18 protein-coding genes and 1 pseudogene are annotated in these 22,927 nt (G+C 59.2%); 7 read left to right on the plus strand and 12 right to left on the minus strand.

Going from position 1 to position 22,927, the window contains the following annotated elements; translation table 11 throughout:
• From P5540_13095 to P5540_13140, 10 genes are all read right to left on the minus strand, one after another.
• Positions 1-900, minus strand: coding sequence for an ABC transporter ATP-binding protein (locus tag P5540_13095; protein HRT65752.1), 900 nt, complete (start codon positions 898-900; stop codon positions 1-3).
• Positions 901-954: 54 nt separating this feature from the next.
• On the minus strand, positions 955-2,241 hold the full coding sequence (locus P5540_13100) for a hemolysin family protein (protein HRT65753.1): 1,287 nt from the start codon (positions 2,239-2,241) through the stop codon (positions 955-957).
• Positions 2,238-3,677 carry a hemolysin family protein gene (locus P5540_13105; protein ID HRT65754.1) on the minus strand — a complete coding sequence of 480 codons (1,440 nt, stop codon included), beginning with the start codon at positions 3,675-3,677 and terminating at the stop codon, positions 2,238-2,240. Before P5540_13105 ends, P5540_13100 begins: the two co-directional genes overlap by 4 nt.
• A 19-nt stretch (positions 3,678-3,696) precedes the next feature.
• Positions 3,697-4,161: an rRNA maturation RNase YbeY gene (gene ybeY / locus P5540_13110; protein ID HRT65755.1), complete on the minus strand. Its 465-nt coding sequence runs from the start codon at positions 4,159-4,161 to the stop codon at positions 3,697-3,699.
• Positions 4,162-4,169: 8 nt separating this feature from the next.
• Positions 4,170-6,551 (minus strand): HDIG domain-containing protein, encoded by a 2,382-nt coding sequence (locus P5540_13115; GenBank protein ID HRT65756.1) that lies wholly within the window; start codon positions 6,549-6,551, stop codon positions 4,170-4,172.
• Between the two features lie 98 nt (positions 6,552-6,649).
• Complete coding sequence (locus tag P5540_13120; protein ID HRT65757.1) at positions 6,650-7,693, minus strand: PhoH family protein; 1,044 nt, start codon at positions 7,691-7,693, stop codon at positions 6,650-6,652.
• A 16-nt stretch (positions 7,694-7,709) separates the two neighbouring features.
• The gene (locus P5540_13125) at positions 7,710-8,027 is read right to left on the minus strand and encodes a septum formation initiator family protein (protein HRT65758.1); all 318 of its coding nucleotides are present in this window, start codon (positions 8,025-8,027) and stop codon (positions 7,710-7,712) included.
• Positions 8,028-8,119: 92 nt separating this feature from the next.
• Positions 8,120-9,415 carry a phosphopyruvate hydratase gene (gene eno / locus P5540_13130; GenBank protein ID HRT65759.1) on the minus strand — a complete coding sequence of 432 codons (1,296 nt, stop codon included), beginning with the start codon at positions 9,413-9,415 and terminating at the stop codon, positions 8,120-8,122.
• A gap of 69 nt (positions 9,416-9,484) precedes the next feature.
• Positions 9,485-10,297, minus strand: coding sequence for a hypothetical protein (locus P5540_13135; protein ID HRT65760.1), 813 nt, complete (start codon positions 10,295-10,297; stop codon positions 9,485-9,487).
• A 7-nt stretch (positions 10,298-10,304) separates the two neighbouring features.
• The gene (locus P5540_13140) at positions 10,305-11,279 is read right to left on the minus strand and encodes a peptidyl-prolyl cis-trans isomerase (GenBank protein HRT65761.1); all 975 of its coding nucleotides are present in this window, start codon (positions 11,277-11,279) and stop codon (positions 10,305-10,307) included.
• 195 nt (positions 11,280-11,474) lie between these two features.
• Between P5540_13140 and ispG the strand changes: the two genes are divergently transcribed.
• From ispG to hslU, 4 genes and pseudogenes are all read left to right on the plus strand, one after another.
• Positions 11,475-12,722 (plus strand): flavodoxin-dependent (E)-4-hydroxy-3-methylbut-2-enyl-diphosphate synthase, encoded by a 1,248-nt coding sequence (ispG, locus tag P5540_13145; protein ID HRT65762.1) that lies wholly within the window; start codon positions 11,475-11,477, stop codon positions 12,720-12,722.
• 64 nt (positions 12,723-12,786) lie between these two features.
• Entirely contained in the window at positions 12,787-13,341 is a 555-nt protein-coding gene (locus tag P5540_13150) for a PH domain-containing protein (GenBank protein HRT65763.1), read from the plus strand.
• 74 nt (positions 13,342-13,415) lie between these two features.
• Positions 13,416-13,568: pseudogene (locus P5540_13155) on the plus strand (four helix bundle protein).
• 196 nt (positions 13,569-13,764) lie between these two features.
• A complete protein-coding gene (gene hslU / locus P5540_13160) occupies positions 13,765-15,147 on the plus strand; it encodes an ATP-dependent protease ATPase subunit HslU (GenBank protein HRT65764.1) in 1,383 nt (460 codons plus the stop codon).
• 245 nt (positions 15,148-15,392) lie between these two features.
• Here the strand turns inward: hslU and P5540_13165 are convergent, their stop codons facing one another.
• The gene (locus P5540_13165) at positions 15,393-16,004 is read right to left on the minus strand and encodes a nitroreductase family protein (GenBank protein ID HRT65765.1); all 612 of its coding nucleotides are present in this window, start codon (positions 16,002-16,004) and stop codon (positions 15,393-15,395) included.
• Between the two features lie 309 nt (positions 16,005-16,313).
• Here P5540_13165 and iolB point away from each other — a divergent pair, with 309 nt between their 5' ends.
• The 3 genes from iolB (at position 16,314) to leuC (ending at position 21,294) form a co-directional block, all read left to right on the plus strand.
• Positions 16,314-17,201 (plus strand): 5-deoxy-glucuronate isomerase, encoded by an 888-nt coding sequence (gene iolB / locus P5540_13170; GenBank protein ID HRT65766.1) that lies wholly within the window; start codon positions 16,314-16,316, stop codon positions 17,199-17,201.
• A gap of 377 nt (positions 17,202-17,578) precedes the next feature.
• Positions 17,579-19,831 carry an aconitate hydratase gene (locus tag P5540_13175; GenBank protein HRT65767.1) on the plus strand — a complete coding sequence of 751 codons (2,253 nt, stop codon included), beginning with the start codon at positions 17,579-17,581 and terminating at the stop codon, positions 19,829-19,831.
• 50 nt (positions 19,832-19,881) lie between these two features.
• Positions 19,882-21,294: a 3-isopropylmalate dehydratase large subunit gene (gene leuC / locus P5540_13180; protein HRT65768.1), complete on the plus strand. Its 1,413-nt coding sequence runs from the start codon at positions 19,882-19,884 to the stop codon at positions 21,292-21,294.
• 19 nt (positions 21,295-21,313) lie between these two features.
• Here the strand turns inward: leuC and P5540_13185 are convergent, their stop codons facing one another.
• Positions 21,314-22,837 carry a GDSL-type esterase/lipase family protein gene (locus P5540_13185; protein HRT65769.1) on the minus strand — a complete coding sequence of 508 codons (1,524 nt, stop codon included), beginning with the start codon at positions 22,835-22,837 and terminating at the stop codon, positions 21,314-21,316.
• Positions 22,838-22,927 lie beyond the last annotated feature (90 nt).

The following is a 22,927-nucleotide window of genomic DNA, read 5'->3' on the forward strand; positions in this document are numbered from 1 at the left end:
TCAATCCTCCTGCCTCTGCACGAAATAGTCCTCGAGGGATTCGCGGATGGGGTTGAATTCGACCAGATGCCCCCCCGTTTGGTGAATGCGTTTCACCAGGGCGTTCGCCGATTCCAGATCGGGCGCATGAAAATGGGAACCCGCCTCGGATATGCGAACAGGCGGTTCCGGAACATCCATGGGGCCGGTTGCTATCACCTCGACATGACGCACATGTCGTTTCAGGAGTTCGTCAAGTCGGCCCTGTGCCTTGAGGCGGCCCTTGACAAGAACACCCACACGGTCACAGATTTGTTCGACGTCGCTCAAGACGTGTGTCGAAAAAAACACGGTCTTCTTCTCCGCCTTCAAGCGAAGAATCAACTCTCGCGTCGCCCGTCGGCCGATGGGATCGAGGCCGCTCATGGGTTCATCGAGAATCAGGATACGCGGATCGCCGACAAGCGCCACGGCAAACGCCAGACGCTGCCGCATGCCCTTTGAAAACCCGCGGATTCGTTCTCGGGCGATATCGCGCAGGTCGAGCAATTCCGACAATTTGTCCCATTCCCGGAGGCGCCCGGAGGCGTCAAGGCCATTCAACTGCCCGTAGAAATCGAGCGTTTCGACCGGGGTAAGATACTCGTAATAATACGGGTTCTCGGGCAGATAACCGATAGCGCGCCGCGCGCCCGGATCGCGCGCGACGCGTCCGAGGATCTTGACCTCGCCGGCCGTCGGAAAGATCAACCCGCAAATCAACTTGATGGTCGTCGTTTTTCCCGCCCCGTTGCGTCCGATGAAGCCAAACACCTCGTTTTCACCCACATCGAGATCAAGGTGGTCGAGCGAAGGGACGGCCTTTCTGCCCAACTGGCGCGGGTAGATCTTCGTAAGACCTCTGGCTGAAATCGCATTCATTGTCCGGCTCCCTGTGCATAGCCGAAGGATCCGTTGAGCGGACATGCCGCCATCTCAGGTTTCGGTCTTCGGCTTTGAATCGGGCAACAACTCCATTCTGATGCGCGACACATGGCTCGCGCCTCCTGCAAGCACCGTCATGCGCAGGCGCTCATGTTCGATGACTTGTCCTTGCGCCGGAATGCAGCCGGCGATGTGCATCAGCCATCCACCGATGGTTTCGACCTCATCGTCCTCGATCGGGATGCCGATGGCCTTCGCGGCTTCTTCGAGCGGCATGCGCGCGTCAACGACATAGGCGTTCGGACCTAACTTGTGGATCTGGCTCTCCTCGTTGTCGTACTCGTCCTGAATTTCCCCCAGGATTTCCTCGACAATGTCCTCGATGGTGACGAGGCCGTCCGTGCCGCCGTATTCGTCGGTTACGATGGCCATATGCTGCTTGTGTTGCTTGAATTCTCGCAGGAGGTCACCCACTTTCATGGTATCGGGAATATGACGGACTTGCTTCACGAATCGCGCGATGTCCTCACAGGCGGGATCCTCGTCGCGAAGCAGCGCATAGGCGCTGACGACCCCGATAATCTGATCGATGGTTTCACGGTAGATGGCGACGCGGGTGCGCCCCGTTTCGACAAAAAGTTTGGCCAGTTCCGTTCGCGTGGCCGTGTCGGGAAGGGCTTGTATGGCAATGCGCGGCACCATGATTTCCTTGACGGTCATGTCCTGCAGATCGATCACCGAATGAATCATTTCCTGTTCTTCCGGTTCGATGGCGCCCTGCCCCACGCTTTCGTCCACCAAGTCGCGCACTTCCTCAAGCGAAGAGACCAGCGGGCGGATGGGACGCTGCTCGGCGCCTATCAGATAAAGGGAACCGCGAACCAGCCAAGTGAAGGGAATGGCCACCGGCGCCAGTATGCGATAAAAGAACTGGATGGCCGGAAGAAATGCCAGCGAAAGCCGGGTGGGCATGGTCCGGAAAACGCTTTTGGGAATTATTCCCACGAAAATCAGCATGATCGGCGCAAGGAACAGGGTCGAAATCAGATTGTTGACGATTTCGGACAGATGTACCGGAACAAGGGTTTCGACCATCCGCGACACGACGACCGTGCAAATCACGACCATGAGGTTTGCCCCGACGAGAATCGTGGCAATCAACCGATCAGGTGTTTCAATCCATTGCAATAGGCGCGCGGCGCGTTCCGAACGCTCCTGTTCGGCCAGCCGCCGCACGCTGATCGGATTCGAACTGATAAATCCGATCTCGTACCCTTCGAAAAGGGCCTGCAGCGCCAAGGCGGCCAACAACACAAGGAAGGAAATGAACAAGCTCATGCGGGTCCCTCCTCCGTTTCGGCGGCCATTTCCACGCGGACCGTATCGGCGCGTTTGCCCTCGACGCGTTCGACCGTGAAACGAACGCCGGCATGCACGAACGTGTCGCCCGCGGCAGGCACCTTTTCCATGTGGGCCATGAGAAATCCCGCAACCGTGTGGTGTTCCTCGTCTTCCAACGGAATTTCGAGCAGATCGCTCAGTTCTTCAATCGGGACGCTGCCCCTGACGCGATAGACGCCTTCGGCTACCCGTTCGCAGGACGGTTGTTCCTCGTCTCCCTCGTCGCCAAGACTGCCCACAATCTGCTCGATGGCATCGTGCAGGGTCACGATTCCGGCCGTTCCGCCGTATTCATCCACCACGATGGCCATGTGAGACCGCTGGCGCTGGACATTTCGGATGAATTGCTGGACGCTCATGGTCTGCGGCACAAAGTGGGCGGGGCGCGCAAGGCTCTTGACCGTCCGGGATGTTTCGCCCTGCAACACACTGGGCAGGAGATCCTTGGCGAAAAGGATGCCCACGATGTGATCCAAATCATCCCGGTAAACGGGGATGCGCGAAAATTCGTATTCGCGGAATTGGGCGTGGGCTTCGGCGACGGTGGCGTCTTCCGACAAGGCAATCACGTCCGGGCGCGGAATCAGGATCTCGCGAAGCGACACATCGTGGAATTCGAGAATACGGCGAATCATCTGCCGTCCTTCCTCCTTGATGGCGCTGGGCGTCTGCTCGTCCGAAAGAATAGTTTTCAATTCCTCGTCGGTGATGTACGGCGCCGCATGGAATGCGCTGAAATGCGTGATCTGGAACAAAAAATCCGTCACGCGCAACAGCGTGGCGCAGAGCGGCGCCAGCAGACGATCGGCGGCAAGAAGCGGAACGACCGCCACTCGCGCATAGGCTTCCTGCACACGAATGGCAAAGACTTTCGGGAGAACCTCGCCGAAAACGAGCAACACCGTCGTACAAATCGCTATCGTGGCGGAATAAGAAACAACGGCGCCCGTCCCGGCGGCTTCAAACCAGCCGCTCAGGCGGCTTCCGAGCATTACGCCGATAAGGGTGTTGACGAGCAAATTACCGACGAGGATGGTCGTCAGAAGCCGTCCCGGCTCGTCCAGCATCGCCACGACCCATCGCGCCGTCAGCGCCTTTTCCTGACGCATGGCGCGGAGGCGGGGTTTCTGAATCGCCAGAAAAGCCGTCTCGCAGGAAGAAAAAAGAGCGGACAGCACCAAAAGCGCGCCGAGTAAAACGAGTACATTGGCCGGGAAGAAATGCGGTAAGTTTTCCCATAACGCGCCATACGTCAATACAGCGGCCGCATCGGCCTTGGCGACGAATGACGCGGTAATCGGCAGGATCAACGCACACAGGCCGGCGGGGATCAGAACCGATCCCCTTTCATGCCGTTTCCTCCGTGAAACCATCCTCGTCATTTTCCTTGGTTCAATGCTTGATCAGCCAGGCTTCTTCGGGCGTCACGCCAAGATACCGGGCCTGTTTTTCAGCCATTGAACGGCATTGCGCGGCGCTGTCGTGACGGTATCCCAGAAGATGTAAAACACCATGACAAAACAACAGACGGACTTCAAATCGCATGGATTTCAAGTCGCCGGCACAGCGCCGTTCAATGGTTTCCAGGGATAGGATGATGTCACCGAGGTTTTTTTTCGTGCCGGGGCATCCGGGAACGGGTTTGTATGCAAAAGCCAGCACGTCGGTGGCGCCTCGCGCCTTCCGATACTTCCGGTTCAAGGCGGCCATTTCGGCGTCATCGCAAAATACGACATGCACAATCCCGCCGGTTTCATGTTTTTCGCCGGCGGCGATTCGCGCGAGAATCCGGCGCAACGCGTCGGGGCGATAAAGTTGTTTCAGGACGGAACGATTTTCCAGCGTTAGAACCATCATGTTTCGAATCATCCGCCGGGCATGGGAATAACATTGGCCGCGCTGCGATCGCCGCCCTTGTCCGGATAGGCGATGCGCGTATGGAACGATGTCATGACGCGGCTTACAAGAATCTCTTTGATCGCGTCCAGGTCGCGCAAGGTCAGATGGCATTGCTCGAGTTGGCGATCCGACCACCGGTTCATGATGATCTTGTCGGCAAAGTCGCGGATACGTTCCTCGTTGGGGCTTTTAATGGACCGCACGCCGGATTCCACCGCGTCGCAAATCATCAGGATGGCCGATTCGCGGCTTTGCGGTTTGGGTCCGGGATACCGGTAATCCTCTTCGCGCACTTCGTCGTGCCGTTGCCGTTCGCATGCTTTCTGATGGAAGAAACTGATGAGGGTCGTACCGTGATGCTCCTGGATGGCGTTGATGATGGGTTGGGGGAGGTGGTGTTCGCGGGCGATTTCGACGCCATGCGCCACATGGGCCGCGATGGCGCGCGCGCTGGCCCGCGGCGGCAGGGTGTCGTGGATGTTGGGGCCGCTTTGGTTTTCGCTGAAATATTCCGGATGGCGCAGTTTGCCCACATCATGATAATAAGCCGCAACCCGCGCCAGCAGTCCATTGGCGCCGATTGCATCCGCCGCCGCTTCGGCAAGTTGACCCAGCATCAGTGAATGGGCATAGGTGCCGGGCATTTCGATGGCGATGCGGCTGAGCAATTCGTTGTTGAGATCGCTGAATTCGAGCAACTGGATATCGGTTGTGATGCCGAAGAGACGTTCCAGCGGCGACAGCACGCCCGGCACGATGAACACGCAAGCGACACCCCCGCCCAGCACCAAAAGAACCCTGCGCAGCACGGCGCCGGGCGCCAAGGAGTCCATGCCGATGGTTACGGCGAGCACCACAAGGATGCCGACTATCGTGGCGCTGAGGGCCGCGCGGGTCATGTCGCCGCGGCGGCGAACCCGGAACGTGCCGAAAACCCCCGCTAGGGCCATCGAGGCGCCGACCACGAACAAACGCCAATCGTAACCGTATTGAATGGAGATCAGAAAGGCCGCGATAACCGACGCCATGACCGCCACGCGGGCATTGGTTAGAATGGCCGCAAGAATACCCGCGGCGGCGATGGGCGCCGAAAAACCCGATGGATCGAAGTACTGAATCACCCGGCCCAAGAAAAGCGTTCCCAGTATCAAAACACACACCACGCGCATATGCCGCTGCGCCACATCCGACTTGCGCGTTAAAAAGGCAATGACACGCGCGAGGCATGCCACGGCCAATGCGGCAAGAACCGTGTTGGCCGACGCGATGCCGATCAGTCGCGACCACGGGGCTTGGCGCGCCCGCAGTTTGGCCCAATACGCGCGGACATCCGCGCGGCTCTGGGCAGTCCAACGATCTCCGCTGCGCTGGATAACCTCACCGGTCTGAATTTCCTTGACGACGGGAGGAACCATCAACCGCGCATGTTCCCGCGCGCCTTCGGTATACACGGCATCGTAGGACAAGGTTTCGGTGATGCAGGTGCGGGCCAACTCAAAAGCCGCCTGTTGGAGACGCGTCCAGTCCACGGGACGGTCGGCCACGTTTCGCGAAGCCGCTTCCCGTGCAACGTCGGCCAGCCGGGCTCGCAACAGATCCGGCGCGGTACGAACCGTGGGCAGTTTTTTGCATGGAATCTCTTCGACCGGTTTCAAATCCCCCACCAGGACATCGCGAATCACGGAAAAGCGCTCGTCTTCCCCGGCCGGGACACGATTTTCCGGCAAAATTCCATAGGACAGGACATATTCAAGGCTGTCGCGGGCCAGTTGCGAAAGATCACGCAGATTGGCCATCACATACGTTGCGGAGGGAGGCTCCTGCAAGGAGACCACCGTTTGCCGCGGCCGGTTGCGGGTGGAGGCAAACACCCGTTTAGGCAATGTTTCCGGAGCGGGTTCAATCCAGCAGGCAAGCGCCGCGGCATCAACCGGCTTGTCCAGGCGCAGTTCCGGCTCGATGCGCTCCACAAAAGCCAGCAATGCCTTACGGACTATTTCTTCTTCAGACTGCGCCGAAGTGGAGGTCTGCAAGGCTTCACGAACCGCTTTTGCGATCTCCGCGCGCTTCGAAGCCAGAAACTGAATGCGATCGTCCAGCAACTGCAACTGCTTGGCAACGCGCTCGCGATCGACACGGTATGTGTCCAGTGTGGCTTTGGCCGCCTCGTCGCGCTTTTCCTTGGTGGCCTGCAAGTCCTCGGACTGAAACGGGATGGCGGCGCGGACTTCTTCCATGGCCACCGTCTGATTTTCAATATCGTATCCGATGCTCCGAATCGAAAATCCGGGGAGGCGGGTGACCAGCGCCGCAAAGGCCAGGCAAACGACAAACAATTGGATGGCCATGTTTTTTTGCAGCCATGGCCTGTCCGGTGAAATCTGCCACAGGCCAACACTCCAACCACCGGCCCGCCGGGCCCTCCTGCGATCCCTTTGAGGAAAGGTCATGACCGGTTACCCGTTGCCGCGTCCAGATGCGCCGTTTCGGATTCAGACCGCCCGCTGTGCAAGCCGCGCGATTCCGCCTCATAGGCGTCCACGATGCGCTGCACCAGCGGATGCCGAACGACATCGCGCTTGCTCAAGTGGATAATGGCGATGCCGGGCGTGTTGCGCAGGATGCGCGAGGCCTCCACCAAGCCGGACTTGACGCCTTTGGGCAGGTCTATTTGGGTGATGTCGCCAGTCACGACGGCACGCGAACCGGTTCCCAGCCGCGTCAGAAACATGAGCATCTGCTCCGTGGTCGTGTTTTGCGCCTCGTCCAGAATGGCGAAGGCGTGGTCGAGCGTGCGGCCGCGCATAAACGCAAGCGGCGCCACTTCGATCGTCTCGCGTTGCAGGAAGCGATATACCCGGTCGCTGTCCACCATCGAGTGCAACGCATCATATAACGGACGGAGATACGGATTGACTTTTTCTTTGAGGTCCCCGGGCAGGAATCCGAGGTTCTCGCCGGCTTCCACGGCGGGCCGGGTCAGGATAAGGCGCCCAACCTGTTTGTTCAGGAGCGCGGACACCGCCGCCGCCATCGCCAGATAGGTTTTTCCCGTTCCAGCCGGTCCAATCACCATCGTGATTTCATGGGATTCGAGCGCATCGAGATATTCCCCTTGACCGCGGGTACGGGGTTTAATGTGCATTTCGCGCCGCAGCGCCCCCGGTTCCTGCGCGAGGACGGCGCCCAAATCGGCGGCGCCGCGAGTTCGCGCCTCATCCAGGGCATACACCACGTCGCCCATGGACGGCGTATGGCCGCGACGGACCGCCTGCAGCATTTCATCGAGCACTTCGCCCACGACACGGGTATCCGGTTCGCTGCCAAGAATCACGACCTTCGCCCCACGGTCCACAATTCGTGCGCCGGTTTCGGATTGGATACGTTTGCGCAACTCACCATTGCGTCCGAAAAGCTTGATGGCTTCCTCCGGACTGCTCAACTCGATTTCGTGTGTCAGTTCCGACTCAATGTCCTTATGTTCAAGCATAGCCCCTTCGAATGGATCAAGGCTGAGGGGGCGCATCGCTTGGCGCTTTTTCAATACGATAGATTTTTTCACCCTCGCGGACCAAATCCTTGCTCCGGCGAATGGCGGCCTCGATTTCCATCGGGTCACTGCCAAGGTGTTCGATTCGCCGCCGGGTGTTCTCTATTTCCTTTTCAAGACGCTGGATTTGCTCCTTCGCGGCCTGGGTCTGTTGTTGCATCTGCTGGTGGCCGCTATATCGTTCAACGAGTCTCCGCTCGCTCATATACCATAACGTCAAGACGCTTACCAGCACGAGCGCCAGCATGAACCATACCGTGTCGCGATTGTCCATCGGATATGCCTCGACTGCCCTTCAGCATAGCAGGCTTATCGCTTTTACGCAACCGGCCGGACGGGGTCCACCCCGCCCGGCCGGGATTCGGTTTATTTGCCCAGGCGCGTGAAAGCCGCAAGACCAGGATAATAGGCCTGATCCCCAAGGAGTTCCTCGATCCGCAGCAACTGGTTGTACTTCGCGATGCGATCGCTGCGCGAAGCCGAACCGGTCTTGATCTGGCCGGCATTGGTCGCGACGGCGATGTCGGCAATCGTGGAGTCCTCGGTTTCGCCGCTCCGATGCGAGATGACCGTCGTGTAACCGGCCCGGTGCGCCAACTGGATCGTGTCGAGCGTCTCCGACAATGAACCAATCTGGTTCACCTTCACGAGAATCGAATTCGCGACGCCTTCCTTGATTCCCTTGGCGAGGTATTTCATGTTGGTGACGAAATTATCGTCGCCGACCAGTTGGATCTTGCCGCCCAGTTCGTCGGTAAGCAATTTCCAGCCCGCCCAATCGGACTCGGACATCCCGTCCTCGATGGAAATAATGGGATATTTTCCGGCCCATTCCTTCCAGAAGGCGACCATTTCGGCGGCGGATTTCTTCGGTTTGGCCTCCGCGCCAAGAACGTATGCCTTCGTTTTGGCATCGTAGAATTCGCTTGCCGCCGGATCGATCGCGATGAAAACATCCTTCCCGGCCTTGTACCCGGCCGCCTTGATGGCTTTCAGAATGACTTCGATGGCTTCGACATTGGACTTCAGGTTGGGGGCGAAACCGCCTTCATCGCCGACCGACGTGTTCAACCCCTGATCTTTGAGCACCTTTTTCAGCGCATGAAACACCTCGGCGCCCATGCGCAGGGCCTCGCGAAAACTTTTTGCGCCCGCCGGCACCGCCATGAATTCCTGTACGTCCACATTGTTGTCCGCATGCGCGCCGCCATTGAGGATGTTCATCATCGGGACCGGCAGCATATAGGCATTGGCCCCGCCGATGTAACGATACAACGGTATTTCAAGCGCATTCGCGGCCGCCTTGGCGGCTGCCAGCGAAACGCCCAGGATCGCATTGGCCCCCAATTTCGATTTGTTCGGGGTTCCGTCGAGTTGAATCATGAGCGAATCCAGGGCCCGCTGTTCAAACGCGTCCATGCCCAGGATCTCCTCGGAGATGATGTCATTGACGTTTGCGACGGCCTTTTCGACGCCCTTGCCCAGGTAACGCTTCGGATCCTTGTCGCGCAATTCGATAGCCTCGTTTTCGCCCGTCGAAGCCCCCGACGGCACTGCGGCGCGTCCCATCACGCCACTGCTCAAATACACATCCACCTCGACCGTGGGATTTCCCCGGGAATCGAGGATCTCGCGCGCCACAACTCCAGTAATTCTCGTCATATTGCCTTTTCCTTTCCTGTTGAGAGCGAAACCGCGGAGATTGCGCAAAGGGCTGCAATCCGCACTCGTTCATCCCTTCCACGGGAACAACGCGTCCCGTAAACCACGATTCAAATAATCGTCCTGCTCGTCGCCGAAAATGGCATCCCTCTTGGTGGCCGGCGAGAGATGCCCTTCCGCAAGCGCCTGTTTGTGGGCGTATTTGCGCGCCAGCATTTCATAGGCGCTGGTGGCCAGCACCGCGCCCAACGATCCCGACACCAGGAACAAAAACGGGGGCACAATCGAAAGACCGGCAAGAATCAGAAAATGAACGGCAAGGCCGGCGCTGAACAGTGGATTGTCCACCACCAGCAGGGCGGCCAGTTTCAGCGTGCCGAAGATGCCGTCCTTTTTCTGAACCAGCGCGGGCAGCAGCAACATGCCCGTCAACGCGAGAAAAACCAGACACCACAGTGCGGTCGCGCTGATGGCGTAACCGAGCCAGGGAACGCTGTCCCGCAAATGAATCGCGTAAAACCAGACGCTCGTTCCAAGGCAAATCGCCGCCGTCCAATACAGAACCCCCAATGCCGCCGCTTTCCGCCAATAAAGGCGAATGCCCTGGAAAAAATCGCCTAGGGAGCCGTCACGGGTATCTATGAGTTCCTTGGCCATGTGCGCCAATCCCGCCGTCATGACCGGCAGAAGTATCGCGCCCGATAAAACCAGCAACGGCAACGCGATGAACAGCCCGGCGCCCGGTTCGCCGGAGGCAAGGACGGACAGTCCCAGAACACCGGGAACCGCCACGGCGGAAGCCCATAACAAATTGGCCACCAACAACTTGCCTAGATGGTCGTACATGACCCAAAAGGCCATTTTCAATGCACGGCTCAACATGAATTGATTAGGATGCCTCGAAAATCCGCACGCGGCTGCGCTTGCGCTGTTCCGCCATCCATTTCGTGAATTTTTCGGCGGCGGCCTTTGCGCGCAACTGCGGCTCGATCTGCTTGCGCGCCTCATCCAGCCCCATGGCGCCCGCGTCTTCTTTCTTCTCGACTTTGAAAATCACCAATCCGAATTGCGTGGACAGAACGTCGCTGATCGCGCCTTCCGGCAAGGCAAACACGGCATCGGCCAGTTCTTTCACCAAACTTTCCCGGGTCACCCAGCCCAGCAGACCGCCGTCGGCGGCTTCCGGCCCGGCAGAATAGGTCCGGGCAAGCGCCGCGAAATCGGCGCCGCCGTCCGCTTCCTTTTTGATTTCCGCCATGCGGGCCTCAACCTGCGCGCGTTCAGCGGCGTCGGGCTTGGCTTCCAAGAAAATCCGGCGGACGCGCACCCGTTCGGGATGGACGAATTCGTCCGGATGTTCGCGGTAATACCGGTCAATGTCCGCCTCGGTCACAGAGGCCTCTTTCTCAAATCCACGGCGCTTGCTCAAGCCGTAACTCGTTGCCAGGATTTGCTTTTTGACACGCTCGCGCAGGTCCGCGATGGTTTCGCCCGCCTTGGCCATTTCCTTCTCGAATTCCTCGTCGGTCGCGAAGCGCTTCTTGATTTCCACGATACGCTCCTCGACCAATGCCTTGTCCACGTCAATGCCCGCGAGAAGGGCTTCGCGCAGGAGGATGCGGTTGTTGATCGCGTCTTCCATCGCCTGATGGAGAAGGACGCCGGCCTGCTCGTTGAACTGTTCCTCGTTGGCAACCTTCCCCCGCAGATCATTCAGGGCAGGCGCGACCAGTTCCACCAACTCGCTGTGCAGGATGACCTCCGTGCCCACCGTGGCCACGATCCCGTCAACCGTCTCTCCGTACACGACCCCGCCCGACACAACGAGCAGGGCCAATCCCACATAGCCAAGCCGCATCTTCATTTGCACGGATTCCTTTCCCGATTCCGAATTACACGTTTCCCGACCGCGTTCCAAAAGAATAGCACAAGCCGCCTCCCGGCGCAATGCGCGCCTGACGATGCAAGCGCTGTTGCGTTGCGTTTTCGGGGAGCGCCCTGATATTGTTCGGCCATGGCGCGCATGGGGTGCGCCGCGCGAGGGTTGGCCGGTAATTCCATGACGGCGGCAGGCAAAGATAACGGTTATCATCGCCACAACACCGTGGCGGTTCCCGTCGGCGGCATGACGATGGGCGGGGGCGCGCCGATCGTCGTGCAGACGATGACGAACACGGACACGGTGGATGTCGCGGCGACGGCGCGCCAGATTATCGAGTTGGCCGAGGCGGGCTCGGAACTGGTCCGGGTCACGGTCAACACGCATGAAGCGGCGTCGGGCGTGGGCGAGTTGGTTCGGCGCGTGCGGGACGCGGGGTGCATGGCCGCCATCGCAGGCGATTTTCACTACAATGGGCATGTCTTGCTCCGGGAGTTTCCCGAATGCGCCTCGGCGCTGGACAAGTACCGCATCAATCCCGGAAATGTGGGCGCGGGGCGCACCCGGGACGCGCATTTCACCACCATTTGCCGCATCGCGGCGGACCATGGCAAGCCGGTGCGCATCGGCGTGAACGCGGGTTCGCTGAACCCGGACCTCGTGGAGGCGGTCCGGCGCGAGAATATCGAACGGGATCTGGGCCGTTCGCCGGACGACATGCTCAACGAGTGCATGATTCGTTCGGCGCTGGATTCCACGGAACTGGCGTTGAAAAGCGGGCTGGGCGAGGACCGGATCGTCATTTCATGCAAAAGTTCCTCGCCGCGCCACCTGATTCGACTCTACCGCGATCTCGCCCGCGCAACGCGCCAACCGCTGCACCTTGGTCTAACGGAAGCCGGAATGGGCCTCAAGGGTCTTGTCTGGTCGGCAGCCTCGATGGCGGTGCTCCTGGAAGAAGGTATCGGCGACACGATCCGCGTATCGTTGACGCCGCGTCCGGGCGGCGACCGCCGCGAGGAGGCGTACGCAGCGTGCGAATTGCTGCAGGCGCTCGGATTGCGGTCGTTCTCGCCCACGATTACGGCATGTCCGGGGTGCGGGCGCACCGCCGGCGCGTTGTACCAGCGTCTCGCGGAACAGACGGAAGCCTATGTGCGCGCTCGACTGCCGGAATGGCGGCGGAAGCATCCGGGCGTGGAAACCATGACGATTGCCGTCATGGGCTGCATTGTCAACGGGCCCGGCGAATCCAAGGCGGCCAACGTCGGGATCAGCCTGCCGGGAAACGATGAGGAACCGCACTGCCCCGTGTTTATTGACGGCCTTCGGACGGCCACGCTGTCGGGCACGCCCGAGGAAATCGGCGCGGCGTTTCGCGGCATTATTGATACCTACGTCGCGACGCGCTATTCTCCTATCCCATGAAAATGAAGCAACGCGGCGCCGCAATCCAAAAAAGCCGGGGAAGAATCATTGAAGGATTCGCTGGATGACATCAACAGACCGATTCAATGATGAAACCGGGCCGTTCTTTCCGTGTTCGTGGGACGCGGTCGTCTGGACGGCAACCGCTTTAGCGGTGGGTATTCTCATCGCGTTGGCCGGCATTTTGGTTTTGAACGGATTCCTGCTGTTCGGAACGGCGCAATCGGCCTCCGGATTGTGTTTTCTGGGCGCCGCCGCAATATTGTGCGTCGTGTTGGCGCTGTCGCAATACGGCATAACGGGATACCGGATTACGCCCGGCGCCATCGTCGTCGTACGGCGCAGGGGGTGTATTCGCATCCCAAGCGCGGGCATTCAATCCTTGACGTTGGTTGAACGGGGCGCGTTGGATGGTACACGGCGGGTGTACGGCACGGGGTGGATATTCGGGAACACGGACATTCTGACCGGACCGCATTGGGAACGTATCCAAGTCTATATCACCCGCAAGGAGCGGCTCGTGCTGATTGAACGGGCAAATGACATTCCGGTGCTGCTTTCACCCGACAAGCCCCGCGCGTTTATCCAGACCTTTCACAGCGCCCGGGGAACGGAATAGGCTGTAGGCTGTAGGAAGAAAAGATGCGCGATCATTGGAAGCTGAAAGCGTTTGAACTTGCGGACGCAATGGCGATGGCGGTCCACAAACTTACACGCGAGTTCCCCCGCGAAGAGTTGTTCGGACTGACCGCACAAATACGCCGCGCAGCCGTATCGGTGGTTTCGAACATCGTTGAAGGCAGCGCAAGGCAGACAAAAGCCGGTTATGTGCATTTTCTCGATATCGCCTATGGGCCGGCACGGAAACTCGAGGATCCGATTTCGCTCGCCCGCAGACTGGGGTTGCGCGCGAGATGCCGGTTACATGCCCCTACAATCCCTTTGCGAGGAAACCGGAAAGGTGCTGAATGGTCTTATCCGTTCCCTGTGCGAGTAGAATATTCCTACCGCCTACAGCCTACAGCCTCAAGAGGAATTTCACATGCAGGAATTGACACCGCGCCAAATCGTCGAGGAACTGGACAAGTACATCGTGGGGCAGGACAACGCCAAGCGCAAGGTGGCCATCGCGTTGCGCAATCGCTGGCGGCGTCTGCGCCTCTCCGAAGACTTGCGGGACGAGGTCGCGCCTAAAAATATCATCATGATCGGCCCGACGGGCGTCGGCAAGACGGAAATCGCGCGCCGCCTGGCGCGCCTGGCCGACGCGCCGTTCATCAAGGTCGAGGCGTCTAAATTCACCGAGGTCGGCTATGTGGGCCGGGACTGCGAATCCATGATTCGGGAACTGCTCGAAGTCGGCGTGGGCATGGTCCGCGAAGAGATGAAGCGCGAACGGGCGGAAGAGGCCCGGCAACAGGCCGAACAACGGTTGCTCGATGTCCTCCTACCGCCCTCTCCCCCACGCCCGCGCACGTTTCATCCGATGGATCCGAACGCCGGCGACGAGGCGCCCGTGGACCCGAATGCCGCCGCCGAAGCCCGCGTGCGCGAAGTGATTCTGGGCAAGTTGCGCGCGGGCGAACTCGAATCGCGCGAAATCGAGATCGAAGTCCGCGAAACCGCGCCGACGTCCATGATGCAGGTTTTCTCGAACAGCGGCCTCGAGGAAATGGGCGTCAACGTCCAGGAAATGTTCGGACGCCTCATGCCGCCGAAGACCAAGCGGCGCAAAGTAAGCGTCGCCGAGGCGCGCCGCATCCTTGAACAGGAAGCGCTGGGCGCGCTGATCGACATGGAGACGGTCGTGGCAAAAGCCATCGAACGCACCGAAAACGCGGGGATTGTCTTTCTGGACGAAATCGACAAGATAGCCGGACGCAGTTCGCCGGGGCACGGCCCGGATGTTTCGCGCGAAGGCGTTCAGCGCGACATCCTGCCGATCGTCGAGGGATCCACCGTCGTCACCAAGCACGGCCCCGTCCGCACGGATCACATCCTGTTCATTGCGGCGGGCGCGTTCCACATGACCAAGGTGTCCGACCTGATCCCCGAACTTCAGGGCCGGTTTCCGATTCGCGTCGAACTCGACAGCCTCCATGCCGCGGAGTTCTCGCGCATTCTCCGCGAGCCGCGCAACTCGTTGATAAAACAATACCAAGCCCTGCTCGAAACCGAGGGTGTGACGGTCGAGTTCGAGGATGCCGCCATCGAAGCCATCGCGCGCATTTCACAAAACATCAACGAGGCGACCGAGAATATCGGCGCGCGACGCCTCCACACCGTCATGGAATACCTGCTCGAGGACATTTCCTTCGAGGGTCCCGAAGCCAAGGGCCGAAACTGGACCATCACCGCCGCCGAAGTCGAATCCCGCCTCGCCAAGATCACCGAATCCCGCGACCTCGGCCGGTATATTTTGTAAAGGTTGATGTATCGTTTCGTTGATCTATGAAAGGATTCATTCCTGACGTGGGCATTGCCCACAACCCAGTTTCTCTAAGTGCTCGTAATCGTAATCGTTATCGTTATCGCTCACAAACCCCGCGATTTTTGCATTCGCTAAATCATGGAACTTCAATTGGTTGCACAAATTGCCCAAGACTTTCTTGTTGCTTTTTATAGAAACCGGATTTTAATGTACTGATAAAAGATCGACGCCCCACGACATCACGTGGCGCCGCAGTGTTCCGGTTCGTCGGAATCGCCGGGACCGGGGGGCGGCAATTCCGGGAAGGGGTTGCCCCAGGTCTCGGAAAACAGGATTGAGGACAGCGGCTTGCGTTTGCGGTTTTTGGGCGGTTCGTCGGCGGGGTAGCCGACGGCCAATAGCGCCAGGATTCGGATTTTTTCGGGGGCTTGGATGATGGCCGCGACGCGTTCCGTGTTGAGCCAGCCGATCCAGCAAGTGCCGAGGCCGAGGTCGGTGGCCTTGAGCACAATGTGCTCCATGGCGATACCGAAATCTATCGTGTTGTATTCGATACCCGTAAATTTCTTGCCGAGACGGTTGGACACAATGTCCGGCTCGACGCAGCCGACTATGACGAGCGGGGCCTGGGTCATCCACTTGTTCTTGAGCAACGGACCCATGCCTTCGCGGCAGAGCCGTTCAATCTTCGCCTTGTCGGTGATGGCCACAAAACGCCATGTCTGGCTGTTGCAGGCGCTGGGCGCCCATCGCGCCGCTTCGGCAAGGGCCGCAACCGTTCCGGGCGGAATGGGCTTGTCCGAAAACCCGCGCACGGAACGCCGCGCACGGACGATTTCGTCGAAAGTCATGATTCCGGTTCTCCATCAGGCTTCAGGGATCGGGCTTCTGTTGTCTTCAGGCTTCGGCTCCGCCCTGCATTCGCGTGGACTCGAAGCATTGGATTATACTCAGGCGATATTCCGAATGGCGAATAATGAACGGTGAACTGGGATCTTATGAATTTTTTCGCGCGATCGAAGGCGTAACGCCGAACTCCGATTCGGCGCCCGTGTTGGCAGCACAGCTAAATCGGAATTCGGCGTTACGGGTATTGGCCTTAATCGTCCTGGAGCCTGTAGTCATAAGCCTGTAGCCTGAAGCCTCACTTGGGAGTTGTCATGCACTATACAGCCGAAAATCTGATCATTCATCCCTCCGCGGCCCATGAAGACGGTCTGTTGCTGTCAATCACGCCGGAAACGGCCGGATGGAACTATATCTCATTCCAGGGGCGGCGGCTTGGAAAAGGGGAAAAATGGTCATTCGACACGCGGGAAAATGAACTGGCCCTTGTCCCTTTCGGCGGACGATTGTCCGTGCGATCCAATCGCGGCGCCTGGCCGGACGTCGGGGGGCGCGAGGATGTCTTTTCGGGGGCGGCGCACGTTCTTTATCTGCCCCGCCGGACAGCATTTACAGTGACCGCGAGCACAGCCTGCGACTTTGCGGTGGCGTGGGTTCCGACAAACAGGGATGCCGATCCGTTTCTAATCGCTCCGACAGGGGTTCCGATCTCCATTCGGGGCGGCGATCATGCGTGCCGGCAAATCAACGATTTGCTGCCGCCGGGATCCCCTGTCCACCGTTTGGTGCTGGTGGAGGTTTACACGCCGGGCGGCAATTGGAGCAGTTATCCGCCGCACAAACACGATGTTCATGTTGAAGAGAATGGAAAACTGGTCGAGGCGGAACTCGAAGAGGTCTACTTTTTCAAATTCGACCGCCCCGAAGGCTACGCGTTCCAGTGGGTTTATACGGACGCGGCTTCGCCGCTTCAACGCGCCGGAAACCCCATAGACGCCGTTGTGCGTCCGGAAAACAATTGCGCGGTGCTTGTGCCCGGCGGCTACCATCCGGTGTCCAGTCCGCCCGGGTACACGACCTATTACCTGAACGTCCTCGCCGGCAGCGCACAAAGCTTGGCCAATCAGGACGATCCGCGATACGCCTGGGTGAAGCATACCTATAAAACGACCGATGAGCGCCTGCCGCTGTACAATCAATAATTGCCAAGTTCGCGCGTCCACGTGCGCCGTTCCATGTTGATCTGTCCAAATCAGGGTTCCCTGCAAAAATGCCGGTCGGCGAGGACGCCGACTCTCCTCGTTACGAGCGGATTGTGGAAAACAATTACCGGCTTGAAATTTCCGCACGGGTTCGGTAATGTTTCGGGCATCGGGCCATCGGCATTCTGGAACGGTCTCCATCCGCAGTGGCCCTTTTTGCTTTAGAACCTGTACGAAAAGATCATTCAATTACGGATACAGGCCCTGCCGCCGGATTGATTGCCGGCCGGCTGAACAACCGTTCCCGCGCAGTACAGGGAGTCCGATGTGTGCCCAAGTTTCGTCCAGGTTCCAACAACTTAGAGAGAGGCGAACCAATGGTTTTCGATTTTGACCGTATCGAACGGATGTATGCGTCGCTGCCGGGACGTGTCGCGGCGGCGCGCGCGGCGGCGGGCAAACTTCTGACATTGGCGGAAAAGATTTTGTATGCCCACCTGTACGACGGAATGCCTTCCGCGGCGTTCGTGCGCGGCGAGTCCTATGTGGACTTCGCGCCGGATCGCGTGGCGATGCAGGATGCGACGGCGCAAATGGCCCTGCTGCAATTCATGCAGGCGGGCCGCCCCAAAGTGGCTGCGCCGACGACGGTCCACTGCGATCACTTGATTGTCGCGCAGTCGGGCGCGGCGCCGGATCTCGCCAAGGCGCTCGACATGAACCGCGAAGTGTACGAGTTCTTGGCGTCTGCGTCGAACAAATACGGCATCGGTTTCTGGAAACCCGGCGCCGGCATTATCCACCAAGTCATTCTTGAAAACTATGCGTTCCCCGGCGGATTGATTATCGGCACGGATTCGCACACGCCCAACGCGGGCGGATTGGGCATGATCGGCGTGGGCGTCGGCGGTGCGGACGCGGTGGACGTTATGGCGGGCATGGCGTGGGAACTCAAGTTTCCCAAGGTCATCGGGGTCAAACTGACCGGCGCCTTGAGCGGCTGGACCGCCCCGAAGGACGTGATCCTGAAACTGGCCGGCATCCTGACGGTCAAGGGCGGCACGGGCGCGATTGTCGAGTATTTCGGCGAAGGCGCCGAGCGTCTTTCATGCACCGGCAAGGCAACCATCTGCAACATGGGCGCGGAAATCGGCGCCACGGCATCGGTCTTCGCGTACGACGCGCAGATGGCCGAATACCTGCGGGCAACGGGCCGCGCCGAAGTGGCCGCGTTGGCGGACGGCGTGGCGGAGCACTTGCGCGCGGATGACGAGGTTTATGCGAATCCCGGAAAACATTACGACCGGGTCATTGAGATTGATTTGACCACGCTTGAGCCGCACGTCAACGGCCCGTTCACGCCCGATGCGGCATGGCCGATATCGAAACTGGCCGCCGCGGTTCGGGAAAAGGGATATCCCGACAACGTGGGCGCGGGCCTAATCGGCTCCTGCACAAACGCTTCCTACGAGGATTTGGATCGCGCGGCGTCGCTGGCGCGGCAGGCTGTTGCAAAAAAACTGAAACCAAAGGCAGATTTCATCGTCACGCCCGGTTCCGAGCAAGTCCGTTATACGATGGATCGCGATGGGCAACTGGCGGCGTTCAAGGCGATAGGCGGCGTGGTGCTTGCCAATGCCTGCGGCCCCTGCATCGGCCAATGGCGGCGCGCCGGCGCGGAAAAACAGGAACCCAATTCGATCGTCACCTCGTTCAATCGCAATTTCGCGAAACGCAACGACGGCAACCCAAACACGCACGCATTCGTCGCCTCCCCGGAAATGGTGACGGCTTTGGCGCTGGCCGGGCGGCTTTCGTTCAACCCGCTGACGGACACGCTGACCAACGAGGACGGCGTCGAGGTCCGGCTCGATCCGCCCGAAGGCGTGGCGCTGCCACCAAAGGGTTTTGCGGTGGAAGACCCCGGCTATCAGGCCCCGGCCAAGGATGGAAGCCAAGTTGAAGTCGTCGTGTCGCCCGCGTCGGAACGGCTGCAATTGCTTGACCCGTTCCCCGCGTGGGAGGGCCGCGATTTGACCGGGCTCAAACTGCTTATCAAAATCCAGGGCAAATGCACGACGGACCATATCTCGATGGCCGGGCCATGGCTGCGCTTTCGCGGGCATCTCGACCGCATCTCGGACAACTGCTTCATCGGCGCGATCAATGCCTTCAACGGCGAAACAAACAAGGTCAAAAATCAACTGACCGGCGAATACGGGCCGGTTCCCGCGACGCAACGCGCCTACAAGGCCGCGGGCATTGGATCAGTGGTCGTAGGCGATGAAAACTACGGCGAGGGCAGTTCGCGCGAACATGCGGCGATGGAACCGCGTTTTCTGGGCGTGCGCGCCATTCTGGTGAAGTCGTTCGCGCGCATTCATGAGACGAATCTCAAAAAACAGGGTATGCTCGCGCTGACCTTCGCCGACAAGGACGATTACGGGCGCATTCGGGAAGACGACACGATTGATATTCTCGGTCTGACCTCGTTTGCCCCGGGCAAGCCGCTGACGATTGTCCTGCATCATGCGGACGGAACCACGGAGAGCATTCAGGCGAATCATTCATACAACGAAGGGCAGATTGCGTGGTTCAAGGCCGGCGCGGCGTTGAACCTGTTGCGGTAGTTTGAAGGGCGGCGCATTGAAACACACGCCAAGAAACACGAGGTAATCCGATGCCAAAAAACATCTATGAAAAAATCTGGGACGCACATGTCGTTGCCGAGGAACCCGGTCAGGACGCCATTCTCTACATTGACCGGCATTACATCCACGAAGTGACGTCGGCACAGGCTTTCGAGGGATTGCGGCTCGCGGGACGCAAGGTTCGCCGCCCGGAATTGTCGTTTGCGACGATGGATCACAACATTCCCACGACCGATCGCTCGAAACCGTTGACCGATCCGCTCGCAAAACAACAGATTGAAACCCTGTTGAAAAACTGCCGTGATTTCGGGATCCGCTGTTTCGACATGAACGATCCCCGCAACGGCATCGTACACGTGATCGGTCCGGAACTGGGTCTGACGCAACCGGGCATGACGATCGTCTGCGGCGATTCGCATACGGCGACGCACGGTGCGCTGGGCGCACTGGCCTTCGGAATCGGCACGAGCGAAGTCGAGCACGTCCTCGCCACGCAGACGCTCTTGCAGAAGAAATCGAAAACCATGGAAGTCCGCGTATCGGGCGCATTGCCGAACGGCGTCACGGCCAAGGATCTCATCCTGGCGATAATCGGGCGCATCGGCACGGCGGGCGGCACGGGATTCGTTATCGAATACACGGGCGAAGCCATTCGCCGTTTGACCATGGAAGAGCGGCTGACCGTGTGCAACATGACCATCGAGGCCGGCGCCCGCGCGGGGCTGGTATCGCCGGATAACGTCACGTTCGAATATCTCAAGGGACGTCCGTATCTTCCAAAAGACCGGACGCACGAGGACCTTGTCGCGGAGTGGTCGGCATGGGCATCGGATCCCGGATGCACCCACGACCGGCTCGTCGAACTGGATGCGTCCATGATCGAACCGCAGGTAACGTGGGGCACGTCGCCGGGCATGGTCACGGGCATTACGGGCCGGACGCCGGTGTTGTCCGAACTGGCCGATTCCAATGCGCGTCTCGCCGCACGCAAAGCGCTCGAATATATGGGACTTGACGAAGGGACGCCGATGTCGGATATTCGGCCCAACAAGGTGTTCATCGGATCCTGTACCAACGGCCGCATCGAGGATTTGCGCGCCGCCGCCGCCGTGGCGCAGGGCTACAAGGTCCATGCGGACATCGTCCAGGCGCTTGTCGTTCCGGGATCGTATGCCGTGAAGAAACAGGCCGAGGCCGAGGGACTTGACCGCGTATTTCGTGAAGCGGGCTTCGAGTGGCGCGAGCCGGGTTGTTCGATGTGCTTGGCCATGAACGCCGACGTGCTCGAACCGGGCGATCGGTGTGCAGCCACGTCGAACCGGAATTTCGAGGGACGGCAAGGCAAAGGCAGCCGCACGCATCTTGTCAGTCCCGCCATGGCGGCGGCCGCGGCCATTGCCGGGCATTTTGTTGACGTGCGCCAATGGGAATACCGGGCCTGAAAAGGCTCCTCGGCCGGCATTATTTCAGCGCCGGTTCGATGTATGGGCAAAGGGCATCGGCAATAATGTCGGCTTTTTGGGCTATGCCATTCGGACGGAGATGGCAGTTGTCGCTGAAATAATAAAGGCCGCCGGTTATGTATTCTTCTATAGGAATATAGAGCAGTTTCTTGCGCCGACAGAAATCCTTCAGCGCGGAATTGAGCAGCGTGACAATGTGCCGATAGGTCTTGGCGGTCATGCGGCCTTTGCCGGCACAGAAGCCCCGCATCCGGTAATCAAGATATTCGCGCTCGGCCCGCGAAAGGGACGGCCAGTCGGGCGAGGCAATTCCACAGACAACGGTGCGGACTCCCGCCTGCCCGGCGGCGCGGCGGATAGCGTCCATATTGGCGACCGTCAAGGCGGACAGATCGCGGCAAATGGACTCGTCGGACGGAAACAACCAACGGTTCAGGAAAGTCCCCGCAAACGGCGAGTAACCCATCAATCGCTGCCATTTCGTTTGATTGTATCTCCAGTAGACCAACAGTTCGTGGCAAATGTCGTTTACGCCCTCGTAAACGACCAAGAGATCGGGTTCAAACCGGAGATATTCCGCAAGTTTGAGCAGATGGCGGACAGTTGTCATGCCTGACACGCCGCAGTTGACAACCTCGATGGCCTTACCGGGGAATGACGCGCGAAGCCGGTCTTCAAGCAGTTTGGGATAGGTCGCGTTTTCCTCGCCTTCCTCGGTGGTTGAACCGCCGATGCAGACAATGCGAAAGACACCGGCTGGTTTCGGCACAACAATATCCGCGCCGCGATATCCAAAATTGTTTGTGTTGACGTGATGGGTCCCCATTCCGGTGTAGGCGTCGCGCAAATGTTTCTTGTAGCGGAAAAAGGGGATTTCCCACGGGGAAGATTCGGGCAGATGGCGGGCGAAACAATCGAGCAGGAGCGTTTCGATGTTCAGAAATCCATAAAGTTTGTTGTCCGTTGGACAGGCGTAAAAGAAGATGCGCATCGGGAGATCGAGTCCGCCTTCTGATAAATGGTAATCGCCATAATGCGTTTCGCGGGATTTTTTCGCCTGCCGGAAAAAATCCCCGATGTTGTCGTGTCCTTCACGACGCCAGTGGCCGTAACGCCGCACGATGGTGTCGTCCCGATCGAATACGCAGACAAGATCGTTATGCAGGACAGCGAAATAATCGCGATCGGATTCCGAAAGAGAAGGAAAAACCACGCGGCGTTTTTCCATGGCGGACAGGTCTTCGTTCAAACGGGGTGTCGCCCAATCGGGCCCGGACAACGGCCGCACATCGAACCCGTCGGCCGAAAGGCCGGCCGTCTGCCGCGCCGGATGCGTTTCGGGAACGGAAAATCCGGAATCTGGGGGCGGCGGTTTCAATCCGCGATCGACAAGGATATGTTCATTGTGATTGACCGTCCACCACCAATAGACGGACGCGCCGGCCTCAAGCGCCAGCCACATAACGGCCAGCCACACAAAGCCCATAAATATAAACGCAGCCGTTTTCGCAATCCGATTCATCGGCGCGCGATTCCTCCGACAGGCGGTTTACAGCGTACAGGCGCGGAACCGGCTTCCGCAAACCGCCCGGATGCCGTCGCTCGACAGATT

Source organism: Candidatus Hydrogenedentota bacterium (assembly GCA_035450225.1).
Taxonomy (GTDB): Bacteria; Hydrogenedentota; Hydrogenedentia; order Hydrogenedentales; family SLHB01; genus DSVR01.